The sequence below is a fragment of the Paenibacillus sp. FSL K6-2393 genome (assembly GCF_038002545.1).
In the GTDB taxonomy this organism is placed as follows: Bacteria; Bacillota; Bacilli; order Paenibacillales; family Paenibacillaceae; genus Paenibacillus.
Genome location: NZ_JBBOCU010000001.1, coordinates 5,946,598 through 5,969,798, shown reverse-complemented (window position 1 = coordinate 5,969,798; position 23,201 = coordinate 5,946,598). Strand labels below are relative to the sequence as shown.

General features: G+C 46.2%; 17 protein-coding genes. 10 read left to right on the top strand and 7 right to left on the bottom strand.

The genetic code is table 11. From position 1 onward, the window contains the following. Positions 1-430: 430 nt before the first annotated feature. The 4 genes from MHI14_RS26505 to MHI14_RS26490 all read left to right on the top strand — a co-directional run bounded on the left by MHI14_RS26505 (position 431) and on the right by MHI14_RS26490 (position 6,490). Entirely contained in the window at positions 431-3,130 is a 2,700-nt protein-coding gene (locus MHI14_RS26505; RefSeq protein WP_341131620.1) for a glycoside hydrolase family 3 C-terminal domain-containing protein, read from the top strand. Positions 3,131-3,276: 146 nt separating this feature from the next. Beyond that, a complete protein-coding gene (locus tag MHI14_RS26500; protein ID WP_341131619.1) occupies positions 3,277-4,836 on the top strand; it encodes a glycoside hydrolase family 30 protein in 1,560 nt (519 codons plus the stop codon). A 156-nt stretch (positions 4,837-4,992) separates the two neighbouring features. Then, positions 4,993-5,457, top strand: a complete 465-nt coding sequence (locus tag MHI14_RS26495) for an acetyltransferase (RefSeq protein ID WP_445670356.1) — start codon at positions 4,993-4,995, stop codon at positions 5,455-5,457. A 46-nt stretch (positions 5,458-5,503) separates the two neighbouring features. After that, on the top strand, positions 5,504-6,490 hold the full coding sequence (locus MHI14_RS26490) for a WXG100 family type VII secretion target (protein WP_133386474.1): 987 nt from the start codon (positions 5,504-5,506) through the stop codon (positions 6,488-6,490). A 264-nt stretch (positions 6,491-6,754) separates the two neighbouring features. Here the strand turns inward: MHI14_RS26490 and MHI14_RS26485 are convergent, their stop codons facing one another. Next, positions 6,755-7,543: a formate/nitrite transporter family protein gene (locus tag MHI14_RS26485; RefSeq protein ID WP_017690511.1), complete on the bottom strand. Its 789-nt coding sequence runs from the start codon at positions 7,541-7,543 to the stop codon at positions 6,755-6,757. 384 nt (positions 7,544-7,927) lie between these two features. On the opposite strand from MHI14_RS26485, the gene MHI14_RS26480 reads away from it, so the two are divergent. Beyond that, a complete protein-coding gene (locus tag MHI14_RS26480) occupies positions 7,928-10,336 on the top strand; it encodes an S-layer homology domain-containing protein (protein ID WP_341131617.1) in 2,409 nt (802 codons plus the stop codon). Positions 10,337-10,372: 36 nt separating this feature from the next. Beyond that, positions 10,373-14,716: an S-layer homology domain-containing protein gene (locus tag MHI14_RS26475; RefSeq protein ID WP_341131616.1), complete on the top strand. Its 4,344-nt coding sequence runs from the start codon at positions 10,373-10,375 to the stop codon at positions 14,714-14,716. 101 nt (positions 14,717-14,817) lie between these two features. Here the strand turns inward: MHI14_RS26475 and MHI14_RS26470 are convergent, their stop codons facing one another. From MHI14_RS26470 to MHI14_RS26455, 4 genes are all read right to left on the bottom strand, one after another. Then, complete coding sequence (locus MHI14_RS26470) at positions 14,818-14,955, bottom strand: hypothetical protein (protein WP_165980344.1); 138 nt, start codon at positions 14,953-14,955, stop codon at positions 14,818-14,820. Continuing rightward, positions 14,955-15,479 (bottom strand): hypothetical protein, encoded by a 525-nt coding sequence (locus MHI14_RS26465; RefSeq protein ID WP_341131615.1) that lies wholly within the window; start codon positions 15,477-15,479, stop codon positions 14,955-14,957. Before MHI14_RS26465 ends, MHI14_RS26470 begins: the two co-directional genes overlap by 1 nt. Positions 15,480-15,506: 27 nt before the next feature. Continuing rightward, entirely contained in the window at positions 15,507-15,725 is a 219-nt protein-coding gene (locus MHI14_RS26460) for a hypothetical protein (protein WP_341131614.1), read from the bottom strand. Positions 15,726-16,118: 393 nt separating this feature from the next. Then, positions 16,119-17,108 (bottom strand): quinone oxidoreductase family protein, encoded by a 990-nt coding sequence (locus MHI14_RS26455; protein WP_133386479.1) that lies wholly within the window; start codon positions 17,106-17,108, stop codon positions 16,119-16,121. Between the two features lie 181 nt (positions 17,109-17,289). On the opposite strand from MHI14_RS26455, the gene MHI14_RS26450 reads away from it, so the two are divergent. The 4 genes from MHI14_RS26450 (at position 17,290) to MHI14_RS26435 (ending at position 20,808) form a co-directional block, all read left to right on the top strand. Next, positions 17,290-18,150: a LysR family transcriptional regulator gene (locus tag MHI14_RS26450; RefSeq protein WP_341131613.1), complete on the top strand. Its 861-nt coding sequence runs from the start codon at positions 17,290-17,292 to the stop codon at positions 18,148-18,150. 53 nt (positions 18,151-18,203) lie between these two features. Then, positions 18,204-19,304, top strand: coding sequence for a threonine aldolase family protein (locus tag MHI14_RS26445; protein WP_341131612.1), 1,101 nt, complete (start codon positions 18,204-18,206; stop codon positions 19,302-19,304). 114 nt (positions 19,305-19,418) lie between these two features. Continuing rightward, positions 19,419-19,889 carry an SMI1/KNR4 family protein gene (locus tag MHI14_RS26440; RefSeq protein ID WP_341131611.1) on the top strand — a complete coding sequence of 157 codons (471 nt, stop codon included), beginning with the start codon at positions 19,419-19,421 and terminating at the stop codon, positions 19,887-19,889. Positions 19,890-19,920: 31 nt separating this feature from the next. Beyond that, the gene (locus MHI14_RS26435; protein ID WP_289391227.1) at positions 19,921-20,808 is read left to right on the top strand and encodes a LysR substrate-binding domain-containing protein; all 888 of its coding nucleotides are present in this window, start codon (positions 19,921-19,923) and stop codon (positions 20,806-20,808) included. Between the two features lie 236 nt (positions 20,809-21,044). Here MHI14_RS26435 and MHI14_RS26430 read toward each other — a convergent pair whose 3' ends face one another. Both MHI14_RS26430 and MHI14_RS26425 read right to left on the bottom strand, forming a co-directional pair. Continuing rightward, on the bottom strand, positions 21,045-22,034 hold the full coding sequence (locus MHI14_RS26430) for an aldo/keto reductase family protein (protein WP_341131610.1): 990 nt from the start codon (positions 22,032-22,034) through the stop codon (positions 21,045-21,047). Positions 22,035-22,139: 105 nt separating this feature from the next. Beyond that, complete coding sequence (locus tag MHI14_RS26425) at positions 22,140-23,174, bottom strand: PocR ligand-binding domain-containing protein (RefSeq protein ID WP_341131609.1); 1,035 nt, start codon at positions 23,172-23,174, stop codon at positions 22,140-22,142. Positions 23,175-23,201 lie beyond the last annotated feature (27 nt).

Genomic DNA, 23,201 nt, shown 5'->3' with positions numbered 1-23,201 from the left:
AATAGACTTAGGACCCAGAGTGTGTCGACATATTCCTTAATCTGATAATTAATTGCATTAATTGGTTGATCGGGAGTGGGTCGAACCGACTGTTTTTAAAAGTAAAGAATTTGTTCGAAAGTGGTTACGGAAATGTAAATAATTCGTTTTCTTGTTTTGTTATCTGAATTGTTAATATGGTGATTCCAAAGAACTAGGCTTGTTCTAATCGGTCATTTACCAAATTTAAGGGGATGTAATTCATGATCATGTCGGCTATCGTTAGGAAGCGAAATCTGCTGACTTGCTTGCAGGCTGCAGTTTCAGAAGCCATGTGCAGGACAACCTGAATGCTTGAAAGACTGGGATCAAGCCAGTTTGCATTCCCTTGTATACATGTATTCAATATGTGCACAAGAAAAATGATCAAGAGAGAAGGAGAGCTTACAACATGAACAGAAGACTCAATCTGATTTTCCTCAAACGATGGTTTATGTTATTAATCATCGTGGCGGTTGCGGCTATGCCGCTGCACGCCTTCGCCGCGGAGGCGGAATCTGGGGCCAATCGTCCTTGGATGAACAAATCCTTGTCTGCGGAGGAACGCACCGAGCTGCTGCTCAAGGAGATGACGCTGGAGGAGAAAGTTGGATTCGTAACCGGTAAAGTCAATAACTATTATGGTTTCTATAATGATGGATTGGAGCGCCTCGGCATTCCGGCATTACAGATGGCAGACGGACCTGCAGGGGTACGTGTGGCTAACCCGGATGTGCAGGACAAAAAGTCCACGGCACTGCCTGCACCCATCGCGCTTGCCGCTTCCTGGGATACCAATCTGGCCAAGAAATATGGCGATCTGATCGGTCAGGAAGCACATGATACAACACATAATGTAGTGCTCGGCCCTGGGCTGGATATTGCACGTACACCATGGGGTTCCCGGAACTTCGAATCTCTCGGGGAAGATCCGCTATTGGCTTCGGGCATGGGTGCAGCGTATGTGAACGGGATTCAAAGTAATCCGGTTATCGCTACAGCGAAACACTATATCCTGAACAACCAGGAGACGGAACGTTTCACGACCAATGCAACAGCCAGCGAACGTGCCATTCAGGAAGTCTATGCACGTCCGTTCCAGGCGATGGTTGAAAAAGCGGATCTTGGTTCTGCCATGTGTTCATTTAACCAGGTGAACGGTACATATGCTTGTGAGAACAAGGAGATGCTTACCAATGTCCTTCGGGATCAGTTTGGCTTCGAAGGGTTTGTCATGAGTGACTACGGTGCAAACTTCAGCACAGCCAAGTCCGCCAATGCGGGTCTGGATCTGGAGACACCGGGAGAGCCTTACGGCAAATGGGGAGACAAATTGCTGGAAGCCGTCAACAATGGCGAAGTCAGCGAGCAAACCATTGATGAGAAGGTTAGACGCATTTTGCTTCAAATGTTCGATAAAGGGCTGTTCGATAACCCTGTAACGAATACACAAATCAATGCCAAGAAAGACGGCAAACAGGCACGTGAAATTGCAGAAGAGAGCATGGTTCTTTTGCAAAACAACGATAATGTACTGCCGCTGTCCAAGAAAAACGTGAAATCCATCGCTGTCATCGGACCGGATGCAGATAACGCATCCGCAGCCGGTGGTGGTAGCAGTCTGGTTAATCCGACGTATACGGTGAGCCCGTTTGAAGGGATTCGTAACCGTGCAGGAAACGGTGTAGATGTGCAATATGCAGCCGGAACCGATCCAATCTCGGCAGGAGATGCGTTTAACGGACCGTCCGCGGTACCATCCACGCTCTTGTCTCCAGCGGGTGTTAACGAAAGTGGTTCAGACAATGCGAAAAACGGACTGCATGCCGAATATTGGACGAACAAGGACATGGAGGGCAATCCTGAACTGGTCCGCACGGATAATCAGGTGAACATGAATCTTGGATTTTACAACTATGAAGGCTTCAATGCACAGTCGTCTAAACTTCCGGTGACGCCAACGAAGTTTAATAGCAAAATGTCCGCTCGTTGGACAGGTTCCATTACGGCACCGAAAACAGGTGATTATAAACTGTCTCTGACCAGTCTGGGTTCTGCAAAACTATACGTGGATGATCAGCTGCTGGTAGACAATCAAGGTGCGACACTGAGCACTACAAAGAAAGAAATCACATTCAAAGAAGGCGAGTCCCACAATATTCGAATTGAGTATCGTACGGATTTCCCGGTACAGACCAGTCATGATATGGGAGCTCAGGTTCGTTTCGGCTGGGAAGCTCCAGAAGATGCTGTTGATGCCAAGATGCAAAAAGCAGTTGAGTTGGCGAAAAAATCCGATGTTGCCGTTGTGGTAACTCGCACGTATGACAGTGAAGGTTACGTAGACCGTTCCGACCTGGAACTGCCGAATAACCAGGAGCAGCTGATCCGCAAGGTAGCGGCAGCCAATCCAAAAACGATCGTGGTTCAAATGAGTGGTCGCGCTGTTGAAATGGATTCCTGGCAAAAAGAAGTGCCATCCATCGTTCAGGCTTGGTATGCAGGTCAGGAACAAGGTAATGCAGTGGCACGTGTGCTGTTCGGCGATGTGAATCCATCCGGTAAGTTGCCGGTGACGTTCCCATCAGATGATTCCCAAACTCCGGTATCCACTGCGGAACAATTCCCGGGTGTGAATGGGGTGGGCAACTACTCCGAAGGTATCTTTGTAGGGTATAAAGGATATGACAAAGAAGGCATGACACCGGCGTTTGCCTTTGGACACGGACTGTCTTATACCGATTTTAATTATCGTAATCTGCATGTGAAAAACACAGGCAAAGGCGACAAAGCAACCGTAGAAGTATCCCTGAACTTACGTAACACCGGTAAAGTTGGCGGTGCGGAAGTTGTACAGGTCTATGTCGGCGACCTGCCAACCAAAGTTGAAACGCCAGAGAAGCAGCTTGCTGGCTGGGCGAAGGTTGATCTGAAAGCAGGCAAGCAGCAACGGGTCAACATTCAACTGGATCGCAGCGCATTGTCCTACTGGGATGAAACATCGCATGAATGGGTAATGCCTAAGGGTAAAGTCCAAGTGTATGTTGGCAGTGCATCGGATGATATCCGTCTGACAGGCAGTGTGAATATCGGAAGCAAGTCCGGTAAATAAAATTGCAATCAGGGAGATTGGAAGGTTGTTCTCCCAGTGAAGTTATTTTCGTCAAATGCAGTTTGTTCTAATTCATATAGATTAGGAAAATGAGTCGTGGCCTAGTGGCCGCGGCTTTTTCCACAATGGAAGGAGAGTGAAACGTGATGAACATAGGCTGGGGAGAGTATCCCAAACGATGGATAATCCTATTGATCGCAGCTGTTTGTTGTGTCGGTATAGGAAGCTGGCTTATCTTCAACCGAAGTGAACAACCCGCTCCGCCACCGGTTATGGACAAACAGAGAACGGCCGAAGTCTGGTTAACCACGGGAGATCAGCAAAATCTGCTTATACCACAGAAACCCATTCCAATTACAGATCAACATGATGCAGACACAAGCTCTTCAGATTCTACAACGCAGGAGTCTGATACTTCCCCGTCGGAGTTTAGCATACAGATTGATCCGGACAAGACCTACCAGACCATGGATGGTTTCGGCGCAGCGATGACGGGTTCATCTGCGCATCTGATTGATCAGCTTCCAGAGGAAAAGCAAGAGCAACTGATGAAGGAACTCTTTACGACGGAAGGGCTGAACATGGATATGGTGCGTCATACGATTGGTGCTTCCGATTATTCGGTAGATGAAACAGGTGTGGCTTCGAGTTATACCTATGATGATATCGAGTCTGGCACGGATTATGAGATGGAACACTTTTCGATCGATAAAGACCAGGAAGTTGTGAATATACTGGAGCGTGTAGCTAGGTTAAAACCGGATCTTAACGTCCTTGGCACACCGTGGACGGCCCCGGCTTGGATGAAATATGGAGATAAAACCACCAACGGCTGGTATCTGGATTACAACGATCCCCAGGTGTATGAAGCTTACGCGAGATATTTCGTGAAATATATCAAAGCTTATCAGGCAAAGGGCATTCCCATCTACGGGATCACGTTGCAAAATGAACCGGAGTTCACCTCGGATAAATATCCGAGTATGAGTATGGGATCCGAAGAACAAGCGATGTTCATTCGGGATTATCTCGGCCCGGCGCTACAGGATGCAGAACTGGACACGCGAATTATCGCGTATGATCATAACTGGGATCAGGCAGTCGAATATACCAGCAAGGTGCTTGGTGATGAGCAGGCTGCTGCCTATATTGATGGATCTGCTTTCCACTGTTATGCAGGTGATCCATCTGCCATGTCGGAAGTGCATGAGCGCTTCCCAGACAAAAACATCTATTTTACCGAATGCAGTGGTGGGGAGTGGAGTCCTGATTTTGGCGAGAATCTGAGCTGGCAGATGTCCAATCTCATCATTGGTGCACCTCGCAACTGGGCGAAAAATGTACTGCTCTGGAACATCGCACTCGATCCGCAAGGTGGACCCACGAACGGTGGCTGTGAGAACTGTCGTGGGGTTGTGACGATTGACCCGGAGCGTGATGAAATCATTAGAAATGTCGAGTATTATGCGTTAGGCCACATCAGCCGTTATGTACGTCCGGGAGCTGTAAGGATAGACTCCACGCAAGAACAGGGCCAGCTCGAGAACGTAACCTTCCGCAATCCGGATGGAACGATGGTGCTGGTTGCAGCTAACACGGGTGAGGCAGAAGTTTCCTTTGATGTAGTTATGGGCGGAGATTCGTTTCGATATGTACTGTCTTCCCAATCGGCAGTTACCTTCCGTTGGAAACCAAAAATGGGGTAGAACGTTAACTCAAGTTTGGCAATTATGGGTACAGATTGAATGATGGACATGGTAAAATAAACGAAGAGTTATTTCAAATTTGATCTATCAAACAAGTCCGATCCCAAGATCGGACTTTTACATAACCTTTTACTAGAAAAGGAGAATACGTTGGACATGATAGTGGTTGCATATCGGGAACAGGATCATGACAAGTTGGTCGAGATCTGGGAGAGTGCTGTTCGGGCAACACATACGTTTTTGGAAGAGCATCACATTCAGTTCTATAAAAAAGTGGTGAGTGATGTGTTGCAGCACAGGCAAGTCGAGGTTTGGGAAGCGCTGAATACAGAGCAACAACCCGTAGGTTTTATTGGTTTGTATGATAACTTTATCGAAATGTTGTTTGTAGATCCGAGTCAACACGGACAGGGTCTGGGACGTCTGCTCATAGACTATACCTTCAAAATCAAAGGCCGTCACCTCAAGGTGGATGTTAATGAGCAGAATACTGGAGCAGCCCGATTCTATGAAAAAATGGGATTTGTACAGACAGGTCGTTCCGAATTGGACGGTTCCGGTAATCCGTTTCCGCTGTTGCATCTGGAGATCCAACAGGAACAGGCTGAGAGATTGTCGTAATGGATAGACCATGAGTTATAAATGACCAGGATGAGGAGTGTGCAGGATGACACAGATCAAGGTGACACCGGAACAACTGGAGACGGTCAGTGGGCAGTTCGCTCAGGCACATCAGCAATTATCGGGATTCATGTCCACATTGGACGGCAAGATGAGTGTCATGCGCAGCAATTGGGATGGGATGGAACGGGAACGCTTCTATAACGATTATTCAACGGCTCAAGGCACGATGAAATCTGTTCTGGAACTGGTTCTGTCCATTCAGTCGGAGCTTAAGAAAATTGCCGAGCGTTTCCGCACGACAGATGAAGAGGCGGTGAGCCAGGCAATCATGACGGCGCTGACCGCAGCGCGGGCGCTATCAACCATGGGCAAAAATAAAGGCGATGATCTGGACAAAACGCCAGGTCCACCAAAGAACATGGATGAATGGGCTGAGAAGGATGCCGAGAAATACCAAAACTATGAGGAAATGCTGAAGAAAGCCAAAGAGATGGGGGACGAAGAACTGGCGCAGCAGATTCAGGCCAGTATGAACATCATTCGGCTTCAGTATGAAGATGTAATCTATCAGACTGACCCCAATACGGGCAAGACGGTGAAAATTACCGAGGATTCCATCGTAGGCACGTATCAGGTGAAAAGCGATAAGGGCGAAACAACCACCATCAGTCTGGATAAACAGGGCAATGTAGTGGACTACACCAAAGATACGGAAAAGTATAAGTATTCGGAGCAAACGCACACCACCAGTCAAGGCGAGCATCTCTTTGGCAAAGCAGCACAAACGGCTACAGCCTACGGCATTGGTCTGCTGCTCACAAGCAAGACGGGCTCTGCCTTCACGGAACATGCGACAGGACTAGGTTCATCCTTCGTCGCGGACAAATTCCTGTTCTCCGTGCCGGAGGAAGGCGAGACACGTACGATGATCTACCGTACCAATAAGGAAACGGGCAAAATGGAAAATATGATCGTGGTCACGCGTGGCGACAACGATATTGAATATACTCCGTGGCGGGATTACTTCTAAGCCACGGATGGGGTTGGCAAGCGGGCAACACAGGGGTACCTGATTGCTGCCTGCTTGCCGACCCACCCCCTGGAGCCATGTGGTTGTGTATCACATGGCTATGCGTGTGGAGGGCAGGCAGCTTATCCGTGAGCCTGCCCATAGAGAAACACCCCGGCAACCTTCTCCCTGAGATGGGAAGGTTGCCGGGGTGTTTATAGTTTTGCTTACCGATTCGCCACGGTCAATGGACCGGGCTGGAAGGGACTCTTTTTTTGCCAGAGATTAATGGGTCTCTTCATCCAGAAACGGTTTGTTCACCGCATAATACATAAAGCCCATCAGCAGCACACCACCAACCAGATTACCCAAGGTCACGGGAACCAGGTTGTGAAGCACACCTTCAAATGAGATCGTCCCCGGGTGGTTCAGCACAAGTGCAATCGCGAACGTACACATATTGGCGATGCTGTGCTCGTATCCCGAGATGAAGAAGCAGAATACAAAGAGCATCATGGCAAACATTTTGGCTCCATTCTCCTTCATGAACATCGGCACAAAGAACGCCATACATACAAGCCAGTTACACAGGATTCCCCGGAAAAAGAGCTGCATCGTCGGAACTTCCATCTTGTGCTCCACCACGCTTAACAGAAAACCATTCACCTGAGACGAATCGAACAATCCCGTCAGGTAGATTAACAGGGCAAACACAGCTGCGCCCATCAGGTTACCGCTATAACTCGCTATCCACAGCTTGATCACTTCGAACCAGCGCAATTTCTTGCGCAGCGCCGCATACGTGTAATAAAACGTATTGCCCGTGAACAGGTCACCCCCGCCATAGGCGATCAGAATGATGGCCGCTCCAAACGTAATTGCTGCCATCGGATAGGTAAACGGGGACTGCTCCATATAAAAGAAGTTACCTGTCTTAAACGCCACGATGACGCCGAATCCGATAAACATACTGGCCAGCATGGAGCGTGCAAGGTACCTAATTAAGCTTTGTTTGTAAATCTTGTGTTTCTTCAAAGCTAGTTGTTCGACGTTGCGTAAAGCTTCTGTTTCCATAATTATCCTCCAATAGCTAAGTTGAATGATTGCTTTAACTTACAAATCTCACCAAGTTCCTTTTATTATAACGATTTTTGAGATAGTAACACGCTTTTTCAGAAAAAGAATATCTTTAACCAGTTTAAGTTATTTTGGATGAACACGTATAATATGGGTTTATATTATTTGCACTTTTTGATTAGTTATTTGCACATTTTTCTTATGCCAAAACCCAAAAATTTATATAGAACAATGTATTCCCATGTTAAGCGAAATCAGTGTGGATTCCTTCTGTATAAGCTCCTTTGATCTGGAATTTTTTCTAGTTATTTTGTTCAGAAATTGTTCAGAGAAACTTGATAAACTATGTGCCGAAAACGAGTTTTATTGGGAGGAACAAATATGAATCAGGATTGGAAGAAAGTGTTGCTGACTTCACTTGTAGTAGGCATGTTGTGGGGAACTCAATTTGTCAACGCAGCAGAGCAAACTGGAGAATCAACAGACTCCATATCGTCGGTATTTACAGATCAGACCGATATTCGCTCGACCTCTCTTCAGGCCGTAAAGGAAGCAGTAGAGAAAGGATTAATTTCAGGTTATCCAGATGGATCATTTCACCCAGGCCAGCCTTTGACTCGAAGAGAAATGGCCGTGTTACTGGCCAAAGCATCACAATTAGAGATTGATAAGACTTCCAACACTGGACTTAAACATTCAGATTGGGCGACTCCTTATATTGAAGCAATTCGTCAAAAGGGATGGATGACTGGAGATGCAACAGGCAATTTCCGTGCTAACGATCCGATTCGTCGGGAAGAGCTTGCTTCCATTTTGGTAAGAGTGACAGGAACACAAGGAGCAAAAGGAGGACAACAACAGACGCTTGCAGATGAATCCAAGGTGAGTGGCTGGGCTAAAGAAGAGGTACATACTGCGTTGAAATTGGGGCTATTGGATTCAAATGAGGGGAAATTTGAATCCAGAGCTCTGGTACAACGACAAGATATAGCGAAGGTTCTCGTAGATGTTTTCCAGACGGGTGAACGAACAGCTTCTTTGACTGCATTGGACGGAGATGTTGCCTATATGGATGGACGTCCTTTTGTGATCAGTCAGGAATTGCAAAGAATTTTGAATGATGAGAACAAAGAAGCATTGCAGAACGCAGTAATTACTTATGATGCACGTACACGTAACCTGTCTGCCTTATCAGAAATCCAGATTACCCAAGCAGGCACGCTTCAAAATTACGTGACATTGAATTTGGTCGGTACCTCCTATCCAGGTGTGGTTACAGTCTCTTCAAATCACGTTGCTCTGAAAGCTGATACCTTGTCCAAGGTTGTATTAAAACCAGGTGTAAGTGCTATAACGATTGATGGTGATATCGATGCGGTAACTGTAGATACGACTGACAAAGTCACTGTTCTTGGAAGTGGGACGTGGAAGGAAGTTGTGTTGAAAAACGTGAAATCCATTATTCAATTACCAACAAGTGTGAAAACGAATACAGTTATTCTTCCAAAGGGCGGCGTAACCTCACAGATCATTCGCAGTGCACCGCCACTGACCACACCATCCAGCAATACAGGGACAAGCAACTCCAATTCTGGCTCAGGATCTTCAACACCAGCTCCTACACCGACTCCCACGCCGACACCAACTCCAGAACCTGAGCCGCCGGTTATTGTACCTCCGTCTCCTCAGAATCAACCGCCTGTTGTTCAGTCTAGCATTTCTGACATGATGGTATATCTCGGAGATGGCATGCAAGAGATTGATCTCGGTGCTGTATTTACTGATGCGGATGAGGATGAGCTGAGCTATGAGATTACGGAGATCGATTCTAACATCGCTACAGCGAATATTCAGGGTTCAAAATTAAAAATTATGGCCACTGCTACAGGCCAAACAACGGTTACGGTGAAAGCTGCAGATGGAAAAGGAGGAAGTGTATCGGCTTCATTCACTTATGTGGTCAAACCGGTCTTAATTCCACCACCATTTCCACCTTTACCGCCATTTCCGCCAATCATCATTCCACAACCACCAATCAACCATGCTCCTGAAGTGGTAAAAACACTGCCAACTGTTGGAGTTGAACTGGGTACCGTGAGTAAGACGGTTGATTTGACTAATGTGTTCACAGATATGGATGGCGACATTCTAACGTATACAGCACAATCTTCTGATCCAGCTGTGGTAGAAGTGAGTGTCCAAGGAAATATATTGACTTTAGATCTCAAGAACGTTATTGGTTCCGCAACCGTTACCGTTAAGGCTACTGATCCCGCTGGTAAAGATGTTGAGACGACATTTACGGTTAAGGTGGAGGACCCGGATGCAGGAAAGGGCCTGTTTATTTCCGAGGTAGTCTGGGGAGAAGACACTACTCAGGCGATCGAACTGTATAATCCAACGTCCAAACCAATTGAACTCAGTCAGTTTGAAATTAAACGTAGTGATATAGACGATCCGATTACGTTTGCTTCTGGAACTATCATTGCACCTTATAAAACGATGGTCATTGCCGATGACTCTACAGATTTCCCGATTAATGAGGACGAGATTTATTATATGTCCTTTAATTTTGATATTGATCAACCCCAAGACATCACTTTGATACTCTATCAGATTAGCGATGGAGAACCTATGGATACAGCCATCTTGAAGCCTGCGCAATCTTTAACAAGAATGTCAGGTAATTTTCATGGTGATGCAAATTATGACGAGGCACGGTGGATCCAACAAGGAGAGAACTATTACAACGGTCTGGGTAACTACACATCCTCACCGTCCAATCCTTAATTTTTGAAATATCCCACATCATGAAGGAGAACCTCTATGCCAACAATAAGAAGGACTGTGCAGCTCGCTTTGATTGCGTTGCTTCTTTCCAACACTGTACCCGTATCTGCACAACATGATAAGTCAGAGGCACAGACTATGTCTGTGTCTGACATATCCTCAGCTCATCATAACAATAGTAAGTTAAACGATGTTATGAATAGGGCTGTATCCATGGGATTCATCAAGGGAGATCCAGATGGAAACGTTCGTGCAGCTGATCCAATCACCCGTCAGGAACTGGCAGTTGTTCTTGCTCAAGCTCTGGGTCTCACACTGGACAAGTCAGTCTCAGCATCTTTTACGGATGTGAAATCTACTAGCTGGTCAGCACCTTCCATTCAGGCGGTCAAGAAGGCGGGGATTTTGCAAGGAGATGCAACAGGGCGTTTCCGTCCACAGGCCCAGATCACTGGACAGGAACTGGTGACAGTCCTGGTAAGAGCCACAGCTTTGGCTAAACAAGAAGTTCAGGGAGATCCCCTTCCTTCAGATTGGAAAGGAGCGAGTACGTGGGCTGCTCCATATATTCGAACTGCTGAGAAGGATGAACTTCTAAGCGAATATCAGGGAGAGAATAAAGTTAAACAAGGGCTTGTTCGGGGCGAAGCCATAGGCATGCTGCTCTCGGCCATGTTCCCGGAAACCCGCTTGTCTGTCATTCAGTCAATCGAAGGAAAGCAGATTCAGATCAACGGTGTTATCTATCAGATCTCTGAACAAGTGGCAGGTCTTCTGAATAATCGTAATAAGGCTGTACTGGCTCAGGCTGGAATACAGTTCAAGAGTCGAAATCATACGCTCACTGAAATTAACGGGTTGGAAATTAGAACAGGTGGTCAAGAGGCGGGCCCAGGAAAAGCTGAATTTAGCGGCAATCTGCTATTGGATGGCGGAGACGCTGTAATTCATGGGGATCTAACCACGAAAGCAGACTTTGTTACAGTGGAAGGACTTACAGTCAAGGGCAAGCTGACGATTGCCCCCGAGGTGAAGCATGATTTTTATGCCAAAAATATCAATGTGGCACAGTCTGTCTTCGTTTATGGCGGCGATAGTAATACGGTTGTATTTGAAAATTCCATTCTCAATACTGTGGGTGTAGATAAAAGCGATGTACATGTTGCACTAACAGGGAATACCCGTACTCAAGAAGTTAACGTTAGATCAGACAGTATGATTGATATCGAGAAAACGGCTAATCTCTCGATATTAAATATTCTCGAAGGTGCAAGCAAAGTGGAGCTACAAGGAGCCATTGAGACGGTCCATGTGAATACATCCAAATCTCTGCAACTTAACGGTAACGTCACTTTACAGCAACTCCATGTGGATGGGACAGGCGTTGTCAACATTAATGCAGCAGGCACCATTCAGCAGCTTCAAGTGAATAACCCTTCCACGCAGATTAATGTGGCGGGGAATGTGAAAGTTTCAGATATTTCCTTGGCTGCCGGAGTCTCGTCTTCAGTTGTGAGTGGAAATACAGGAACGGCATCTTCCAATACGGTATCTCCTTCGTCAGGGGGAGCGAGTGGGGGGAGTGGAGGCGAAACATCTCCTGTTGTTGCTAATCGTGCTCCTGAACTTCTGAAACCATTTGAAAGTCGCAAGTATACGCAGAATGGACAGGGAGCAACGTTAAACCTAAACAACTATGTGACTGATCCGGATGGTGACTTGGTAACTTATACGGTCAGTTCATCCAAATCTGCCGTTGCAAAGGTTATCCTTAATGGATCGCAATTAGATATTGTTCCCTTGGGGGATGGCACGGCTACCATAACGGTGACTTCCAATGATGGTCGTGGTAAAAGGCTGAGATCCACATTCGAAGTCTACGTGAATAGACCTCCTATTGCATCGCCAATTCCTGATCAGGAATTGATAGCTGAGTCAGGTAGCAAGGATGTGGATCTCATGGTCTATGTTATGGATGATGAGAAATATGAATCGGAATTGCTATACAGTGTAACGAACAGTGCTCCGGAAATCGTGGGCACAGAAATCGTAAAATCGAACTATGCTGAATCTGTATTAAGGTTAACGCCTAAAAAGGCGGGGGAAGTTGTTCTTAAAATTAAGGTGGATGATGGGCAAATTGCAGATGATGGCAGTACGGGAATTACTGAACTCGACATGAAAGTTGTTGTTCTGCCACCACTCAATCGTGCGCCTGTCGGCGAAGCTCCAGCGAAAATAGAGGTATACCTGGGGGATGAGATCCCTGTAGTGAAATTGAACGAGGTATATACTGATCCAGATGGGGATCCTTTGACGTATACAGCGACTTCATCCAATCCAGACGGGGTAACAGTAGAGGAGAATGCGGGTGAATTGAAGTTAACATCACTTCAAAATGGGACGTATACGATATCTTATACAGTGAATGACGGTAACGGAGGAATCACTGAGGATTTCTTTATCATCGATATCCTACTAGTGCCAAATCATAGTCCGGTAGGAAATTCACCAGGATGGGTTGAAGCATACTTGGGTTTCCTGACAGATCCTATCCCCTCGGTGGACTTAAATGATTATTATACAGATCCGGATGGTGACCCACTCACATTCAGTGCATACTCCTCTAATCCTGATTTAATTGTTGAGGAGGAATCGGGTGTACTGAGCTTTACCGCTCTAGAATTTGGAGAATACATCATTTATTATTCGGTAGAGGATGGAAAAGGTGGTTCCATTTCAACCGCATTTCAGATAAGGGTTAATCCTAAGCCTAATGCTTCTCCGGTGCTTACTCAGAATCTGCCTGCTCAAACGTTGTTTGTAGGCAAGGAAGATGCGGTCATTAATCTCTCGGAATATTTTAATGATCCCGATGGAGATGCATTAGAGTTTCATACACCACTTGATTTCAACAATCTCCTGATCGCAGAGATGGTTATTCAAGAAAACAAGCTGATTATTCATCCGAGACAGGTTGGTAAATTCCAAGCTAACATCAAAGCAAAAGATATGTATGGAAAAGAAGCGACAGCCTATATTGATATTGAAGTTTTTGAATCTGGAAATATCAGTTCAATTCCGGATCAAACGGTAACATGGCCTTGGTCTGCTCTGAATCTTGATCTGACGTCGTACCTGATGAATTTTGATACAGCCACGTTAACAGTGGATGCTTCCTCAGCAGATACCAATATTGCGACAGTCTCTGCCAATGGTTCACAGATAGCTGTTGCTCCAGTTGCTGAAGGGAATACAACAGTGACGTTGACGGTATATGACCAGAAAGGGCGTAGCGAACAAGCGTCCTTTGGCCTGGCTATACAAGGCGAGCCTGCTGGCCCTAACTTGCCCCCTGAGGTAGTAAGTAGCATTTACGAACAAGTTTTAACACCTAATGTAACGAATGAGCGCACGTTTGACCTAAGTCAACTATTCAGTGATCCCGATGGAGATGCGATGCAATTCACGATAAGCAACAGCTCAAATGAAGCGGTGAATGCAAGCATTAATGGTAACCAGATCATACTAAAACCGGGGACTGGGAATGTAGTTGCTCCTTTAACCATAACAGCGAAGGATGGAAAAGGTGGACAGGTAAATTACACCTTCAACGTTCGGACTGCTTCTCTGGTTAACGGTGGTGTCATGCAGATCAACACGAAGTCCGGTGTCATAGATCCTCTGATTCTTACAGCGTCCAATTGGTTCCCTGGGCAGACGAGTTTTAAAGTTTATAGCGGTACACCAGATTCAACGTTTACAGGGCCGGATACGATTAATTCTTCCCAGATCCCTTTGAGTGTATCTCCATTATTATTCTGGATCATAGGGAATGACGGTAGGGCCGTGGTCGTTCAGGTGAACTCGAAAAATCAGGGCACGTCAGAGTTGTTCTTCTCTCAGTATGCAGATGCAGGGAATGGACGCAGTGTTGTTCAACTTTATTACACAGGTGACGGTGATCCGTCACATAAAGCAACCGGGTATCAATTGGAAGTTCATCAGTGGTTGAAAAAGACATCCACAATGAAAGTGACAACCAAAAACATATTAGATGTTACTTCGGGGTTACCTTATTTAAACATCAATTATACTTTTTACGATTTTTTCGATATAACGCCAGCTTGGTACTACAATGATGAGTTGGAATTGTATAATCCGAATGAGTATAACGTCGTTGCTTTGGTTCTCAAAAAGGATGGACGAATTGTAGATGTGTTAGGTGATCCAACTTCACATGACCAATTCATGCCTGCTGGCGGGACGTTTATCCGAAAACGCGGGATATATACAGGTTCACAACAGTTCTCATTAACCGGTGAATGGAATGAGTTCCCTCATGGAACTTTACAGTACGTGGGTAATCATACACCGTAGACTTGTATTTGCTACAATGGCGTTTAGTTTAACAGATAGTGTGATTCAATAAAGAATAAATCAAGAATCCTCCATGCTCCCAACGTGAGCATGGAGGATTTTTATTTAACCGGATATGGATACATGCAGGATCTGAGAATCTCGATCTTGTGTTCTTGCGTTCGTTCACGCGGTGCTGATTCTTCTGCATAAAAACGTCCCAGCTTGGCGCGCATGAAACGCTCTGCATATTCGCTCATTAATGATCGCTTCCTTGTTTCGAATGGAGTACCCGCATTGCAGAAGAGCCAAAATCAGGATCGGATTGAAGCGATTCTAACGCGGATGTTGCACCATTAACTTGTTGATGTGCAACAAGAATAGCAAAGGCAGCTCCTCTGACTAATATGTAGGCATTTCCCTCCAGCACTTCCAGAGCCAATTGGATCTCGGCTTCTGTGACGGGCAGTAGAGCGAGAGTTTGCAAGACGTAATTCTGTACATCCTCATCTTCTTCTGAGTCACGAACAAGTTGCGCCGCAGCATGAAGGATTTCACCCAGAAGAGCAGAGGAGCCTGCCATGCCTAAAGCTCGCCATGCTTCGATACGGATGAGATCTTCTTCATGTGTATCCATGCCAATAGCGAGAACTTGCTGAGTAAGGTGATCATCGGTTAGTTGGATTAGATCACGAAGTGCTTGTAGTTTTTCTTCTCCGCTAATTTCGTTAAAATCAGGGTGTTCATTGTTGTTATTATGATTTAAATCAGACATGTCAGACATATCCTACCGTTCACCTCCTGAAGAATATTAAGATTGGGGTGGGAGCAGGATGGGACGGGCAGCCAAGGCTTCTTCCACAATCTGTTCAGGCGTCAGGTCTCGATCATCCCAGAAAATCAAATTGCTGATTTCCGCATGTGGAACCTGCTGCTGTAGCTCCGTCAACATGTCATCCAACTCGGCTTCCGTTCCTTCAGAGTCCATCAGTTTGCGAACCAATTCTACCAAATGTAATTGATTGTCCATATCGATACCTCCTGAATGATTCATAGCGTGAACCAACTAGTCTTTCATGGGCTGATTCAATGGATCATACGTGATGAGCACCGGAAAAAATTTGGGCTCAAGCATCAGACTAATGCGTTGTTCGTCCTGATCAGTATATGAAATGAAATAGTTCCCGAAATGAGACTCGTAGTTGAAGTTTTGGAATTGAAAGGAATGTTCGGGATACTTTATCTTCACATATAACGTAGTAACTCCTCGGGCTAAGGTTTCTTTTAACATAGGAATTTGGGCCAAAAGCATAATAGCAACAAGAACAATTAGTATACGTTTAGCGAGACGGGTCAGATGGATTCACCCCATTATCGTAAATCAATTTTCAATAATTCATGAAAGCCCATCTCAAAATAGATGTCACTCCATAAGGATAGCCAGATTACCAAATTGCTCGCCTTTTTCCATACGTTCGAATGCTTTCACTGCGTCTTGCAACGGATATACCCCATCAATGACAGGATGTATGTCATGTTGCTCCACCCATTGCAGCATCTGGATAAACTCCTCACGGCTGCCCATAGAGGTGCCGATCAGACTAATCTGCGGGAAGAAGATAGAGCGAATCGGTAGGGTCAGATCATCCCCCGAGCTTGCACCATACATCACGATACGTCCACCTGGTCTGATTATATCAAAATATTTTGGGAACATGGCTTGTCCGATGCTATCCAAAATGATGTCCACAGGTTCCAGATCGTTCTGCGTACTCCAATCGGCATGACTATCCAATGCATGGGTAGCACCCAAGCGCAGTGCCTCATTTCTTTTGGCTTCACTTCTGGAGGTGACGGTCACCTTGGCACCAGCCGCTACCGCCATGAGCAGAGCATAGGTCGCTACACCACCGCCAATACCGGGAATGAGGATGTGTTCACCTTGCTTTAATACGCCGCGAGTGAATAAGGCGCGATAGGCCGTCAGCGCTGAAAGGGGCAGCACACCTGCTTCCTCCCAGGATAGATGGGCTGGCTTAGGCAGGGCATTTTCAGCAGGCAACGTTATATATTGCGCGAGCGTTCCATCCGTAGGGCCACCAACAATATCGGGTACGATGGGCACTTCAGATGCATGTTCCCAACCGAGTGTAGGATGGATAATGACTTCATCTCCTATCGCGAACCCTCTTACGCTTTCGCCAATCGATACGATAATACCTGCTCCATCGGAACCGGGAATGAGCGGGGTATCCTGGGTTCCGCGTCCTGCCATGATGAATAGATCCCGATGGTTGATTCCAGCGGATTTTAATTGAATCTGCACTTCCCCGGCTTCTGGTGCCCGAGAGATTGACTCTGTATATTGAAGACCTGCAAGGCAGCTCTGGCCTGAATGAACGATAGCTTTCATATTCAATATTCCTCCTGTCTATGTAGCCAGACTTCACTACTGAGCCTCATTGTACAGACGGAGCAGATTCACGTAAAATGAACAAAAATGATTGTCAGTATCATTGAAAATAATAGATAAGCACTTTGCATGAATCGGATGATGCAGAATGCCGATATAACGACGAGCAGGTGATCAGGGTATGGATGCAGGTGATTTGAAAATATTTCAGGCGGTTGCCCGCGAAGGTAGTATCAGTAAAGCTGCGCTCTCACTTAATTATGTGCAGTCCAATGTAACAACACGGATTAAACAGTTGGAGACCCAACTGCAAGTACCGCTATTTCATCGTTCCAATCGGGGGATGTCGCTTACACCAGCAGGAGAGAACCTGCTTGGGTATGCGGATAGGATATTGGAATTATTATATGAAGCAGAGCAGGCCACGCAAGTGGGTAACCCACCAGCTGGCATGCTTCGTCTAGGTGCCATAGAGACAGCAGCTTCTACTTTTCTGACGCCGCTCTTGGCTGAATATGCTTCATGCTATCCGGAAGTACAACATTCGCTTGTCACGGGTGGGACCCATGAACTGAACCAGAAGGTCATCCAACATGAATTGCATGGAGCCTTAATATATGGCCCGATTGATCATCCTGAGCTGAACTATATGAAGATGTATGACGAGGAATTGGTGCTGATCGCTGAACCTGGAGTACATGAGCTGTACACGTTATTATCCAGGCCGATGTTATTTTTTGAGATCGGATGCACACATCGCGATCAGGCGGAATCCTTTTTGAAAGATCAGGGTATCCACACGCTTAACATCATGGAATATGGAACACTGGACACGATTCTGAATGGTGTATCTGCCGGACTCGGTGTATCATTGCTGCCACGTTCTTCGGTTACCAAAGCAGAATCAAGAGGTGAGATTGCAGTGTTATCTTTGCCCGATCCTTATTGCCGGTTGGAAGTAGGATTTGTGTATTCCCGTGGTGAACATATATCTAGTGCGCTCTGCGCTTTGGTTGAGATTATTACAGAACCAGAATTATAAGAGGTTAATCAAAAGTTCGCTTTTGAACACACATTATAAAGGAGTGAATGACTTTGGAGGATACTGTTTTAACGTTGGCTGATGCCTTTAATCAGTCAGACTTTATTGTAGGCGGTCACGGCAGTCGCCAAGTGAAGGTACTTCAGAACGTACTGGAGCAGATCGATGGGGAGTTGTTTAGTGACCACTACGGCAACGGCCCCCTCATTGAAGAATTTCAGCAACAGATGGCTGACGTTCTTGGCAAGGAATCGGCGGTGTTTTTCCCAAGTGGAACGATGGCGCAGCAGATTGCATTACGGATTTGGTGTGACCGCAAAGGGATAAAGCGAGTAGCTTATCACCCTCTGTGTCATCTTGAAATCCATGAGGAAGACGGACTGAAAGAGTTGCATCAGATTGAATCAATTTTACTTGCGGACAAGGATCGCTTGATTCGTTTGGAAGATGTACAAGCGCTTGATCAGGACATTGCCTGTCTGCTGTTGGAACTTCCGCAACGCGAGATTGGTGGGCAATTGCCGGCGTATGAAGAACTGGAAGCGATCTCGGCTTATTGCCGTGAACGCGGGATTAAGCTGCATCTGGACGGGGCACGCCTGTTTGAGATTACTCCCTATTATCAGAAAACACCTGCGGAGATTTGCAGTCTGTTTGATACGGTGTATGTGTCCTTTTACAAAGGCATTGGAGGCATTGCGGGGGCCATATTGGCCGGCGACACGGATGTGATGCAAGAGTCTAAAGTATGGAAACGGCGGCACGGCGGAGATCTGATCGGCCTGTATCCGTATATTCTGAGTTCTCAGTATTATTACAATGAACGGATTGGCAAAATGGAGCTGTATTACGAGCAGGCTCAAGAACTCGCCTCCCTACTGAATGCGTGTCACGGGATACATACTTTACCCGAGGTACCGGTATCGAATATGTTCCATGTACACTTTGAGCTCGCTGCTGCCGAAGTTGAACCCATTCTTGTGCAAATGGCTCAGCAGTATGGCATAGGAATGACTTCATATCTGAACAAAACAAGTGGGAACAGCTGCGCCTTTGAATTGTCTACGGGTGATCGTTATGAGAAAATTCCCCAGGATAAGCTGCGTGCAGCACTGGAATGGCTGGATCAAGAGTTGCGTAAACAGGTGAGATAACAAGTTGATTTTAATATTCGACTCTTTTTTGGGTAAGGTGTTGCACTTCAAGCAGAACTATTGAATTCACAACGGCTGATCAGTTGGGAAAGGTACCTAAAAGGGGGAGTTCAAGTGACGTCAATAGAGTTGGAACCGATTCGTGATCTTTTGGTAAAAGCCTACGATACGACAATGGGAGATGGGTGTACTCCTGAAACGCAACAGAACATTGAGGATTTTGAGCAAAAGCACAATGTAAAACTGCCCGCAGCGTATCGCGCACTTTTGCTTGAATTCGGTGCATGTAATTTCGGCGACCCTGCCTTGTATTCGGTGAAAGAACTGAGCTGGGCTTATCCTGAATTTCTGGAAGTCTACCGTGAATATGAGAAAGAATACGAGTTGCCAGCGGACCTCCAGCCTTTTCCGATTGGTGGATTTGGTGAAGGAAGTATGGCTATACTGGATCAAAGTTCAGGCAAGGTGCTGATGTTGATCCACGATGCAGGGGAAACTCCTCTGCGGGAGATTGCTGTGGACTTTAATGAATTAATGACAATGCTGGCTGAGTCGGCAATCTGGGTTCAGGAACAGATGAATTAACAGGGTAGACGGAAGGATGCGCAATCGGCTTATGGATATCCGAAAGTTAAGATACTTTATCACTGTGGCAGAAGAACTTCATTTCCACCGTGCAGCGGAGAAATTAAATATGACACAACCACCCCTGAGCCAACAGATTCAGAATTTAGAGGAAGAGCTTGGTGTGAAGCTGTTGGAGCGCACGAGGAAAATGGTTCGTCTCACCCCGGCAGGTGCCGTCTTTCTGGAACAGGCCAGACTTATCCTGGCCCAACTCGATCGATCCATTCAGCTTACACAAAAGGCAGATCAGGGTATCATCGGGCATATAACCGTAGCTTTCGTGGATTCGGCTTCGGGGAGCATTATGGTAGATGTGCTCAGGAAATTTCGTGCTGCGTATCCGCAGATTGAATTGACGCTGCGTGAGATGACCTCATCCCAACAATTGCAGGCACTGGAAGACGGACAGATCCATATTGGATTTTTGCGATATCAGGAAGATACTCGTCATGTCTCGTTCCGCCCCTGTCAGATGGAAACGTTGATTGCCGTATTGCCAGATCATCACCCGTTGGCTTCTCAGACTCAAGTTTCAATTCGAGAACTGGCGGATGAAGATTTCATTTTATTCCCACGGCATCTGGGTTCTCCGTTCCATCGTCTCGTTCTGGATTATTGCAGGGAGCATGGCGTAGACCCTCGAATTACGCAGGAAGCGATTCAGATGTATACGATTGTTAATCTCGTTGCGGCGGGCATGGGCATTTCTATTGTTCCTTCTTCGGTGGATGTGTTCCAGCGGAAGGGTGTAGTCTTTCTTCCATTAGAAGAAAATCCGCCCTCCGTACCGTTGTATACGGCATGGCGGACGGATATGAATCAGGAAGTGGTTTCCCGCTTTATGAGCATTGTTGAGGGGGAATATGAGTTGCACTAAAGGTTATTTACACTTACACTGCGATGACAGAACAACCTTCCAATCGCTGTTATCCCCAGATTTTTTCGATCCCTTTTCTCAAGGGGAAAATCTGGTGATAAAGGCGAGGTGTATGCTTTCGAAGTAGCTTTCTTGCAGAAAGCTTTTAGCTCCGCTTTTTCAGGTTTTTTCTGTCCTCTCCGTTATCGTGTAAATGATTAGTTCAACTTAGTATGGTCTGAGTAGTAAAAAAGAAACTATCCCGTCTTGGCTGGATCACGCTCAATCCATGGATTCAATATTTCGTCGATACGAGTCATGATGGCAGAGTCCAGTTTCACACCGGAGGCTTTTACATTTTCCAATACCTGCTCGGGCCGGGATGCACCGATAATGACGGAACTGACATACTTATGCTGAAGAACCCACGCCACAGCGAGTTGGGGGAGCGTTAGACCAATCTCTTTTGCCAAAGGAACAAGCTGTTGCACAGCGGTAAGAACATCTTCACGTAACCACTGACCAGCCAATTTATTGAAAAAGGGTGCTCCTGCCTCAGCAGCTGCACGTGATCCGGTGGGCAATGCTTCGTTAGGCGCATACTTGCCTGATAGTATACCCTGAGCCAGAGGAGACCATGTAATCTGCCCAAGTCCTGCTTGGTCGCTTGCAGGCACCACTTCTTGCTCAATCACACGCCATAACATTGAATATTGGGGCTGACTTGCAATAAAGGGTACATGAAGTTCCCGCGCCAAAGCGGCTCCTCGTGCAATCTGATCCGCGTTCCATTCACTTACGCCAATGTAATGAACTTTGCCCTGACGCACCAGATCGGAGAATGCCAGAAACGTCTCTTCCAGCGGAGTGTTGTAGTCATAACGGTGAGCGTAATAGACATCGATATAATCAGTCTGTAACCGTTGTAATGAACCGTTGCAGGCTTCCATGATGTGTTTACGTGAAAGTCCGCGGTCATTATGACCTGAGCCAGTAGGGTGACAGACTTTGGTGCACAGTTCAATACTTTCTCTTCTTACATCCTTAAGAGCCTGTCCCAGTACGGTTTCTGCCTTGGTATTGGAGTACACGTCTGCGGTATCAAATGTGGTAATACCTGCCTCCAATGCGGTTCGCACACAAGCTTCTGCTATTCCATCCTCGACTTGCGCTCCATGCGTAATCCAGTTGCCGAGTGAAATCTCACTGACGGTTAATCCACTGTTTCCTAATTTGCGATATTCCATTCATGTCGCCTCCCTAAGTCATCTGGACTCTATTGTAGCAATGGCAGATTAATAGGTGAAATATCTTTTAACCTCATCTTTGATACGAAAAAAGTATCAGTGAACCTATATTTTCTCCTGGAGGTATTTGCGATAGAGAGCAGGCGTAATCTCCTCGAACTTTTTGAATATTTTGATAAAATATCCCGATTCATTAAATCCCAGCTCATCACTGATCTGTGAGACAGGCATGTCGGTGACCTCCAGCAATTGCTTGGCCCACTTTATCTTGAGTTTTGCCAGGTAGGTGGTGAAGTTCTCACCCGTTTCCTTGGCAAACAGTCTGCTAAAATAACTCGGACTCAGGTGGCATAGATCGGCCATTTGTTTGAGCGAAACTTGCTCGCTTTTGTGACTGTGAATGTATTCAAAAGCAGGCTGGAGCACCGGACTGGAGCTTTCCGCATCACTTGGGCTGTTCTTCAGATAGGCATCCGCAATCGCATTGGTCATCTCTTTTTTGATCGACTCGATATTACGAATGGAGTACCCGGGCAGAATGGTGGAGAGGTTTAGAGACTCCTGATTGCCTGAAGCTTTCTCGAACATTTCAACTAACAGATTTTTGTTTAGCGCTTCTTCCACAATGTAGTTGCAGAGCAGGGATAACATGTTGGAGATTTTCACAATCTCTTCATAGGTCATCACAGGCAGCTGGGCGTAATCATCCTTTAATTCCTCCAGCTTGGCTGAATGCATGGGTACGTTTTTGGACGTGACAATTTGCTCCAAGTCGCTACCCTTTTCCGGATCGGCGAGTTTCACTTGTCCTGCCATGACGGCGCCGATATATTTGCCATCAATCGTGATTGGAATCGCGATATCAATAATATTGAAATGGCATAAATACACATAAGGTTCATTCAACCGGACCGCTTCCAGACCACCGCGTGAATCACATTTTTGGCAGTAGGGAAGCAGCTCGGGGTCTTTACGTACATTCTGGCAGAAAGCCTGACAGCTGCTGTGACTGGTTACGGGAATGCCTTTATAATCAACGGTGAGGATCGCCAGTTTGGTTACTGTTGCGAGAGAATCTTGTAGACGCTTCCATTTATTAAGGTCGAGAATTTTGTTGATATGCAGATATTGTTTGATCATTGGTGCAACCTCCATAGGCTAACCTGA